The 9380-nt window shown below is 65.2% G+C and carries 7 protein-coding genes and 5 pseudogenes; 9 read left to right on the forward strand and 3 right to left on the reverse strand.

Annotated elements, in window-relative coordinates:
* Positions 1-147: 147 nt before the first annotated feature.
* Positions 148-231 (reverse strand): annotated as a pseudogene (locus GXY47_14575) (RNA-binding protein).
* Between the two features lie 62 nt (positions 232-293).
* Between GXY47_14575 and GXY47_14580 the strand changes: the two are divergent.
* A pseudogene (locus GXY47_14580) lies at positions 294-434 on the forward strand (hypothetical protein).
* A 61-nt stretch (positions 435-495) separates the two neighbouring features.
* Here GXY47_14580 and GXY47_14585 read toward each other — a convergent pair.
* Positions 496-585 (reverse strand): annotated as a pseudogene (locus GXY47_14585) (DNA-binding protein).
* A gap of 71 nt (positions 586-656) precedes the next feature.
* On the opposite strand from GXY47_14585, the pseudogene GXY47_14590 reads away from it, so the two are divergent.
* The 6 genes and pseudogenes from GXY47_14590 to serA all read left to right on the forward strand — a co-directional run bounded on the left by GXY47_14590 (position 657) and on the right by serA (position 6219).
* A pseudogene (locus GXY47_14590) lies at positions 657-812 on the forward strand (hypothetical protein).
* A 921-nt stretch (positions 813-1733) separates the two neighbouring features.
* Positions 1734-2318: pseudogene (locus tag GXY47_14595) on the forward strand (SDR family NAD(P)-dependent oxidoreductase).
* Positions 2319-2327: 9 nt separating this feature from the next.
* Positions 2328-3452, forward strand: coding sequence for a hypothetical protein (locus GXY47_14600; GenBank protein NLV32369.1), 1125 nt, complete (start codon positions 2328-2330; stop codon positions 3450-3452).
* Between the two features lie 57 nt (positions 3453-3509).
* Complete coding sequence (locus GXY47_14605) at positions 3510-4202, forward strand: 4'-phosphopantetheinyl transferase superfamily protein (GenBank protein NLV32370.1); 693 nt, start codon at positions 3510-3512, stop codon at positions 4200-4202.
* Complete coding sequence (locus tag GXY47_14610) at positions 4199-4921, forward strand: hypothetical protein (protein ID NLV32371.1); 723 nt, start codon at positions 4199-4201, stop codon at positions 4919-4921. The genes GXY47_14605 and GXY47_14610 overlap by 4 nt, the downstream gene beginning before the upstream one ends.
* Before the next feature lie 53 nt (positions 4922-4974).
* Positions 4975-6219: a phosphoglycerate dehydrogenase gene (gene serA, locus GXY47_14615; GenBank protein NLV32372.1), complete on the forward strand. Its 1245-nt coding sequence runs from the start codon at positions 4975-4977 to the stop codon at positions 6217-6219.
* A 160-nt stretch (positions 6220-6379) separates the two neighbouring features.
* Here serA and GXY47_14620 read toward each other — a convergent pair whose 3' ends face one another.
* Complete coding sequence (locus GXY47_14620) at positions 6380-7501, reverse strand: CGNR zinc finger domain-containing protein (GenBank protein ID NLV32373.1); 1122 nt, start codon at positions 7499-7501, stop codon at positions 6380-6382.
* Positions 7502-7607: 106 nt separating this feature from the next.
* Here GXY47_14620 and GXY47_14625 point away from each other — a divergent pair, with 106 nt between their 5' ends.
* Together GXY47_14625 and GXY47_14630 are read left to right on the forward strand one after the other, a co-directional pair.
* Entirely contained in the window at positions 7608-7787 is a 180-nt protein-coding gene (locus GXY47_14625; GenBank protein ID NLV32374.1) for a MerR family transcriptional regulator, read from the forward strand.
* A 429-nt stretch (positions 7788-8216) separates the two neighbouring features.
* Positions 8217-9380, forward strand: a 1164-nt coding sequence (locus tag GXY47_14630) for a hypothetical protein (GenBank protein ID NLV32375.1), incomplete at its 3' end; no start/stop codon positions are given.

A 9380-nucleotide genomic window follows, 5' to 3' on the forward strand; every position in this document is an offset into this window, starting at 1 on the left:
ATCTCGGCATCGACACGGTCAAGCAGGCGGAGATGTTCGCCGCCATCCGCGCGGCCTACGACATCGCGCGAGAGGACAACCTGAAGCTGAGGGACTTCCCGACGCTCGGGCACGTGGTCCAGTTCGTCTACGACCGCAAGCCCGGCCTGGAGGCCGCGAAGGCGGCTCCCCCGCAGGTTCCGGCCGCCCCGGCGCGGGCGGCGGAGGGGGCGCGGGCGCCGGGGGCGCCAGCGGACCCGGTCAGGGACACGGTGCTTCGGATCATCGCCGAAAAGACCGGGTACCCGATCGACATGCTCGACCTGGACCTCGATCTCGAGGCGGACCTCGGCATCGACACGGTCAAGCAGGCGGAGATGTTCGCCGCCATCCGCGCGGCCTACGACATCCCGCGTGAAGACAACCTCAAGCTGAGGGACTTCCCGACGCTCGGGCACGTGATCGGGTTTGCCTACGACCGGCGCCCCGATCTGGCGGCCGGCAGACCGGCCGCCGGGGCGGCGGCTCCGGCCGGGGCGTCCGTTCCGGCCGAGGCGTCCGTTCCGGCCGAGGCGTCGGTTCCGGCCGAGGCGTCGGTTCCGGCGGGAGCGCAGGCGGACCCGGTCAGGGACACGGTGCTTCGGATCATCGCGGAGAAGACGGGCTACCCGATCGACATGCTCGATCTCGACCTCGATCTCGAGGCGGACCTCGGTGTCGACACGGTCAAGCAGGCGGAGATGTTCGCCGCCATCCGGGCCGCCTACGATATCGAGCGCGAGGACAACCTCAAGTTGCGCGAATTCCCGACGCTGGCTCACGTGATCGGTTTCGTCTACGACCGCAAGCCCGGGCTCCGGCAGGGGACGGGGGCGGCGGCCGCCGGCCCGGCGGTCTCCGATTCAACGCCGGTTGCGGGCGCGGGGGCGAAGACGGTCGCGGGGAGCATGGAAGCGGCCAATGCCGTCGCGCGCCGGGTGCCGGTGCCGCAGCTGCGGCCCGCACTCGCACTGTGCAAGCCCACGGGGGTGACGCTCGGCGCCGGGAGCCGGGTGGTCGTCATGCCCGACCAGGGCGGGGTCGCCCGGGCGCTCGTCGCCAGGCTGGAAAAGATGGGGGTCGAGACCCTCGTGATCGAGGGGGCGCCCGGGGCGGAAGAACTCGCCCGGCTGCTTGAACCCTGGGCGGCCGCGGGGCCGGTCCAGGGGGTGTACTGGCTTGCCGCCCTGGACAGCCCGAAATCGATCCGGGAAATGAGCGCCGCGGAATGGAACGAGGCGACGCGCGTCCGGGCCAAGCTCCTGTTTGCCGCCATGAAGGCGCTCTACGCCGGGATCGGCGCCCCGGGGACCTTCCTGGTCACGGCGACGCGTCTCGGGGGGATGCACGGCTACGACGAGGCGGGCGCCTTCGACCCGCTCGGCGGCGCGGTGACGGGGTTTGCCAAGGCCTTCAAGCGGGAGAAGGGGGAGGCGACGGTCAAGGCCGTCGACTTCGAGCCGAGCCGCAAGACGAGCGCGCTGGCCGACCTGCTGATCGAGGAGACCCTCGTCGATCCGGGGGCCGTGGAGATCGGGTACCGGGACGGGAAGCGCTGGACGGTGGGGCTGGCCGAACGCCCCGCCGGGGAAGGGGGGGGGCTCACCCTCGGCAAGGACACCGTGTTCGTGGTATCGGGGGCCGCGGGCAGCATCGTTTCCGCCATCACGGCCGACCTGGCCGCCGCATCGGGCGGGACCTTCTACCTGCTCGACATGACTCCCGAGCCGGATCCGGCCGACGGCGACCTCGCGCGCCTCGAGTCGGACCGGGAAAACCTGAAACGCGACATCTTCGAGCGCCTCAAGGCCAGGGGGGAACGGGCCACCCCGGTGACGGTCGACCGTGAAATGGCGGCGATCGAGCGCCGCGCGGCGGCGCTCGACGCCATCCGGGCGGTCCGGGCCGCCGGGGGCCAGGCCCACTACCGGAGCCTCAACCTGATGGACGGGGAGGCGGTCGGGCGGGTGATGGGCGAAATCCGCGAACGCCACGGCCGGGTCGACGTCCTCCTGCACGCGGCGGGGCTCGAGATCAGCCGCGCCATCCCGGACAAGGCCCAGGAGGAATTCGACCGGGTCTTCGACGTGAAGGGCGCCGGCTGGTTCCACCTCCTTTCCGGCGTCGGGGAGATGCCGCTCGGGGCGGCCGTGGTCTTCAGTTCCGTGGCCGGAAGGTTCGGGAACGCCGGACAGACCGATTACAGTTCCGCCAACGACCTGCTCTGCAAATGCGTGTCCCATTTCCGCTCTTCGCGCCCCGGTTCGCTGGGGATCGCCATCGACTGGACCGCCTGGAGCGGCATCGGGATGGCGGCGCGGGGGTCGATCCCGGCCATCATGAAGCAGGCGGGGATCGACATGCTGGCGCCGGAAGCCGGAATCCCGGTCGTGCGCCGGGAACTGACCGGCGGAACGCGCGGGGAAGTCGTCATCGGGCAGCGCCTGGGGATCATGGTAGGGGAGTTCGATCCCGAAGGGGGGCTCGATGTCGGCCGCGAAGGGCCGATGGCCCCCCTGCTCGAGGGGCGCGGAATCATGATCGGGGAAGTGAAGGGAATGGGCCTTTACGGCGGGCTGACGGTGGAAACGGAGCTCGATCCCTCGAAACAGCCCTTCCTGTTCGATCACCAGATAGACGGCACCCCGGTTCTTCCGGGCGTCATGGGGGTCGAGGGGATGGCCGAAACGGCGCGCCTCCTCTTCCCCGACCTGTTCATCGGGGGGGTGGAGGACGTCCGGTTCCTGGCCCCGTTCAAGTTCTATCGCAACCAGCCGCGGGCGCTGACGATCAGCGCCCGGTTCGGGATCGACGGCGGGGACGTCGTCGCCGATTGCGCCCTCACCGGCGCGCGGCTGCTTCATGGGCAGGCGGAGCCGGAGATCACCACCCACTTCACCGGGAGGGTGCGGCTGCTCGCCAAGGCCCCCGCCGGGAAGAAAAAGCAGGGGGCGCCCGCCGCGGAGAGCGCCTCGAAAGCCGGGGCCTCGAGCATCTACCGCGTCTATTTCCACGGTCCCGCCTACCAGGTGATCGACAGCGCCTGGAAAGCGGGGGAGGAGGTCGTGGGCCGTTTCGCCGGCTCGCTGCCGCCCAACCACGTGCCGGCGGACCTTCCGCTCCTGGTCGCGCCACGGTTCGTGGAACTCTGCTTCCAGACGGCGAGCCTCGTGGGCCTGGCCGGTGAAGCCCGGCTGGGGCTCCCCTACGGTTTCGAAAAGCTCGAGATCGTCTCCGCGCTTGAAAACGCCCCCGGGGCGGCGTTGCTGGCCGTCGTCCGCCGCGGTCCGGAAGGCGCCTACGACGCCGAGGTGGTCGACGACAAGGGGAAGGTGTACATGCTCCTCCGGGGCTACCGGACGATGGATCTTCCGGACACGGTCGAGGAGGAAGAGCTCCTGCCGATCCGGAAGGCGCTCCATTCGGAAAAGTAGCTCCCGGCGGACTCCGGCAGGGGCGCGCCGCGCCCGCCGGAGTCGCCCCGCGGTCCTATGAAAGAAAGGCTGGGCTGGCTCCTGCAGCATCTGGAGGACGTGCCGGAAGGGGACGACTGGCTCGCCGAGGGGGAGCGCCGCGTGTCGGACGCGCTGCGCTTCGCCAAGCGGCGGCGGGACTGGCGCCTGGGCCGCTGGACGGCCAAGCGGGCGCTGCTCGGGTTTCTCGCGATCCCCGGCCTGGAGCCCGCGTCGCTGGAGGTCCGGGCCGCCGCCGACGGTGCGCCCGAAGCGGTTCGAAACGGCGTGCCGCTGCCGGTGGCGCTCTCGATCAGCCACAGCGGCCCGTGCGGGTTGTGCGCGGTCGCCGCGGCGCCGCTCCTCCTCGGGTGCGACATCGAGAAGCTGGAGGAGCGCGGGGAATCGCTGGTCCGGGACTATTTCACCCCCGGGGAGGCCGCCTACTGCCTCGGGGCTTCGGGGGAAACCGGGATTCTGAGGGCCAACCTGGTCTGGAGCGCCAAGGAGAGCGTGCTGAAGGCGCTGCGCGAAGGGCTGCGGCGGGATACGCGCAGCGTGGAGGTGGTCGCCGGGCCGGAAGCGGACGGCGGGTGCCGGGGCTGGAAGCGCTGGACGGGAAGCTGCCTGGAATCGGGGCGCCGCTTCCACGGATGGTGGCGCGCCCGCGAGGGCTACGTCCTGACGCTCGCGTCGGACCGGGAAACCTTCCCGGAAGAGGAGGCCGCATGACGCCGAAAATCGCCCCCCCTTACCCCGCCTCGGCGATCCGGTTCGCCGCCGAGTACCTCGATTTCGAGCGCGGCATCCGGGTGGGGAACCTCGAGGACAACGAGCGGATCACCCGCATCCTCAAGCTCGCGCTCGAGGCGCGCTACCGGGAGGGGTTCGTGACCGAGCGCTTCGGCAGGGGCGTTTACTGGCAGTGGATCGGTTTTGTTTCCCGCTCCAACCGGAGCGCCAAGACGGTCTCCTCGAAGGTGAGTTTCGGCTGCTCGAAGTTCTTCCTCACCATCGACGGCGGCCTCTTCAAATGCGGGTTTTCGGTGGAACGGGGGATGATCCGGCCGCCCGAGGACAACCCGCAGATCCGCCTCCGGCCGGACTGGGACTGGCACCGGCTGCTCGCGGCGCTCGTGCCGGGGGGGGAGATGCAGCGGCAGCTCGGCCGCCTGGTGCGCCGGGAGGGGTTCCGGATCGACGCCGGGGACTGGGAAAACCGCGTTACCTTCGGCCGGGGGGCGTTTCCCGATATGGACCGGCTCCGCAGGACCCTCGCCGGGGCCGAACCCTCGTCCTGGGCGGGATTTCAGGTATACTACCCGATGTCTCAAAAAGAGGTCGCGGGCAGTTCCGGCGTCGACCTGGTCGAGGCGATGACGGCCGTCTTCGGGGAGGTGACCCCGGCGATGAACCTGTGCATGCAGGTGCCGCTGGTTCCCGCGGCATAACCGGTCCCCCCCCGCGGGGCGGGACGCATAGCGTAAAGGACGGGGCATTGGCGATGAAGGCACGACAATCGGTGGGAGCGGAAGCCGGGGAGGCTCCCGCCATCCTCCTCCTCGAAAACATCCACCCGGTCGCCGCGGAGAGTTTCCGGGCCGGCGGCGCTTTCCGGGTGGAGACGACGGCGGGATCCCCCTCTGAAGACGAACTCCTGGGGAGGCTCGGCGGGGTGCAGGTGCTCGGCATCCGCTCCAAGACGCGGATCACGGACAGGGTGCTCGAAGCGGCGCCGCAGCTGATCGCCGTGGGATGTTTCTGCATCGGGACCGACCAGGTGGATATCGAAGCCGCCACGCGCCGCGGGGTCGCCGTCTTCAACGCCCCGTTCAGCAACACCCGCAGCGTCGCCGAGCTGACCATCGCCGAGGTCGTCATGCTGGCCCGGCGGGCGGCGCAACGCTCGATGGAGCTGCACCTCGGGCGCTGGCAGAAATCGGCCGCCGGCTGCATGGAGGTCCGGCGCAAGACGATCGGCATCGTCGGTTACGGCCACATCGGCCCCCAGGTGGGGCTGCTCGCCGAATCGCTCGGCATGAAGGTGGTGTTTCACGACATCGTCAGGAAGCTGGCGCTCGGCAACGCCCGGCAGGCCGCGGACCTCGACGAACTGCTCGAAGCGGCGGACTTCGTCACGATGCACGTGCCCGACACCGAGCTGACGCGGGGGATGATCGGGCGGGAGCAGCTGGCCCGGATGCGCCCGGGGAGCTACCTGCTCAACCTCAGCCGCGGGTCGGTGGTGGACATCGTCGCGCTCTGCGAGGCGCTCCGGAACGGGCACCTGGCCGGGGCCGCGCTCGACGTGTTCCCCGAGGAACCGAGTTCGAGCCGCGACCCCTTCCGGTCCGACCTCTGCGGGCTGGACAACGTGATTTTGACCCCCCATATTGGCGGGAGCACCGAGGAGGCGCAGCGCAACATCGGCCTGGAGGTTTCCGGGGCGCTCCTCGACTATGTCCAGACCGGCAGCTCCACCGGCTGCGCCAACCTCCCCGAGGTGCAGATGCCCGAGGTCGCCGACAGCCTGCGCGTGCTCAACATCCACAAGGACGTCCCGGGCGTCCTCAGCCGCGTCAACGGCCTGGTGGCGGGGATGGGGGTCAACATCAAGGCCCAGTCCTACCATACCCGGAACGGCATCGGGTACCTGATCATGGACGCCGAGCGCACCCTGTCCCGCGGGATCGCGGGCGAGATCGCGGCGCTCGAGAGCAACATCCGCACCCGCATCCTGAACGGCTGACGCTTGAGACCGCCGCGCCCCATCTGATATACTGCGACGCATTCCATGGGCGCCCATAGCTCAGTTGGATAGAGCATCTGCCTTCTAAGCCTTCTGGTCGCTATTTTGTAAACCGCTGAAAACGCACTGAAACCCGCTATCCATGCGGGTTTTCGTGTTTTTATGCCTTCCTTGATTTTCCCCGAGTTTTCCCCTGTTTCGTTGATAATTCCCCTTCACTTATCACTACGCTCTTCTGGCCGCTCCTGAACTTACGGACTCTCGACCGGACTGCATGGCTGTTACAGCAGTACCTCGCCCTTGGGTTTGCCGACAAGAATGGTCGCCCGCATTCAGGAAGCGCACATATTCGGATCTGGTTTTTTTCTGAACTGATATTGAGAAGGAACATGACCATTATTGCATGGAACAGCTGATCAAAATCGTAGTCAATCTGCCATGTCTTCCTTCTTGGCCGAATTTTGAGGGTGATATTGGGTGCAATGCAGCGATCGAAAACACTCGCCCAGGGTGTCTGATCGTTTCGAAATCCGTCCGCGTTATTTCCCGTTGCGCAATACTCTTGCCAAAGATCAACCCAGAACTTCAAATGATAGCAGCTTGCATAGGTAAGCCTGATATCCTCAGCATTATCTCTGAGCACTGAATGAACCCATGAATCATAGTCCTTCTTCAAGGTTCCCAATTTAACGGCGCGCTTCAGTTTTTTGGGATTTAGAATGGCAAGCCTCTTCCCCCAATTCAGAAAATCGGAATAGTAATCTTTTTTGAATGGCGCCCCTGTAATCTGGCCATACTTGGTATAGAAGTTCAGCAGTCGGGGGCCGTCTCGCTCTATCCGATCTTTTATCCATACGTCCGTCATCTTGTTCGAACGCGACAATACTGGCGAAGTGATATCGGATTCGCTTTTAAATATCCAGGGTGCTTTCTTTATCGAGTATTCGGATTCAAAGATTTCGGAATCCCTTGACAATGAAGCGGCCAAATCAATAAATTCAAACAAAATTCCCGGGTAGAGATCAAAGGGCTTATACCACGTAAGGGAAGCATCTTTGGCGGGGCAAATTGCTAAGTAGCTATATTCTTCCAATGGAAGACGGCTCCAGCCACAGTGCTTACAGATGTTTGTGGTTCGGTCTTTATCCCTTATCCCCTTTTCTGTTCTGATTTCATAATTGCTGAACCGCGGCCACATACCATGGCCGGCAAAATATTGGGGGCGCTCTTTGTGGAGCTGCTCCCGCAAATCCCACTCGTGCTGTTCCTGCGCCAGGTCCATTTTTCCTCACCTTGAAATGTAACGCTATGTAACTTATGAAAGGTTACTGCACATTATTTATCATCATCCTGTTAAGTAAGCAACGGTTTCATGGAGGGTAATGGAAATGGAATTGCTGACGACCAATGACGCGGCAAAGATCCTGGGGAAAGCCGGAACAACGGTCCTGTATTACGAGCGAACCGGAAAACTTCGGGCAGAACGCACAAAGAGCGGCCTGCGGCTGTTTAACCGGTCGGAAGTGGAAGCCTTGGCAAAGACTCTCAGGACAAAAGCCAATGGGTAAGCGAAATCCACCTGCAAAGCGGCGTGGGCAATGCACGGGGCGACGCCAGCTGGCGGGGGAGATCCTCGATGCACGGACCGCCGCCGCCCTGTTTGGCGGGACCGAGCGGCTTTGGTACTCGCGTGCATCCAGGGGAATCGTTCCTTTCCGGAAATGGGGTGGGCGGCTGGTATTCCTCCGGAGCGAGCTGGAATCCTTTTTCGCCGAAACTCTGCCGGGGGTGTCCCTGGTCGAAGCCAAAGCCAATCTTTCGGCGCGGAGGGGATAGATGCCGCGATCCATCCGGCCGCGCGGATCCGGGCCCCAGGAGATCCTGCCGGCGCCCTGGCGCTGCTTGAAATGCTTTGCGCTGGTGCATGTAACACCCGATCTGCACAGCTTCCTGTGCCTCCTCTACCAACAGATGACCGCCAGTCAAAGGGAGAGCTTGTGCAAACGAGATTGATCGACACTGAAGCTGTCTCCGTGGTATTGGGCGCTGTTCTCGTACGTGGTGCTGATGCGTTGGGAGATGTCATTGCGGCTGGACTCGAACCGCGTCATCTTCCGGACGAGCGCGACCGGATCACATACCGCGCAATGCTCAGTCTGGCGACCACGGGGACGTCGATCGACCTGGTCACCATGCAGAAGGAGATCATGGAGGCCGGCCAGGCCGACGCCGTCCCGATCACCTACCTTTCCCAGCTTGGAGCCGGAATCCCGGTCGACATCGACGTCACGCATCACGCCCGTGAGCTCGTGCGGATTGCCGGGGAGCGTGAACTTCTGAACAAGGCGCACAATTTGCATGAGGCGGCCAAATCAGGTAATGGCACCTTTCCGGACGCGATCAACGACCTGGAGGGAGCCCTCATAGCCTACCGCTCCCACAGTTCCGCCGGCCAGCACCTCTTCGAAGCCATCACGGAGGACCGTTATCGGCTTTCCCTGCCGGAGATCGGAAGCGTCCTCGAGGTGGACCGCCTGCGCCGGGAGCACAATGAACTCCTGGCTGAACTTTGCGTGAGGTGCCGCCTGCCGGGGGCGAAGAGCTTTGGCGGGACCCTATCCATTGCCGACTTCAACCTGTCCAGCGGACGAGCCCGGACTGAACGGGCGAAGCTCCTGGCCAGCCGGGCAGGGAGTAAGTCTGTAGATTGGACTGCAGCCCTCGAGGAATTATGCCAACGGGTGTTGACGGCAGAGCGCCAGGGACAGCCGGCCGTGGATCTCCGCACACTGGAGCGCCCTGCGCCCGACGATTCAATCCGGATTGACGGGCTTTCGCTTCCCCGGAGGCACCCGGCAGTACTTTTTGGCGACGGCGGCACCGCGAAAAGCTATCTCGCTTTACACATTCTGGGGAACATGGCACAGCGGGGAATGCGGGTAGGGCTCTTTGATTGGGAGCTGGCCGGCGAGGACCACCGGGACCGCCTGGAGCGGCTTTTCGGACCCGATATGCCGGAGGTCGTATACGCTCGCTGTGAACGTCCGTTGACATTCGAGGCCGACCGCCTGGTCCGGATCGTCCGGGAGCAGCGCCTCGAGTATGCAGTTTTCGACAGCGCGGCTTTCGCCTGTGACGGCCCCCCGGAGTCGGCCGAGGTC

The sequence above is a fragment of the Acidobacteriota bacterium genome, from assembly GCA_012729555.1.
Classification (GTDB): domain Bacteria; phylum Acidobacteriota; class UBA6911; order UBA6911; family UBA6911; genus UBA6911.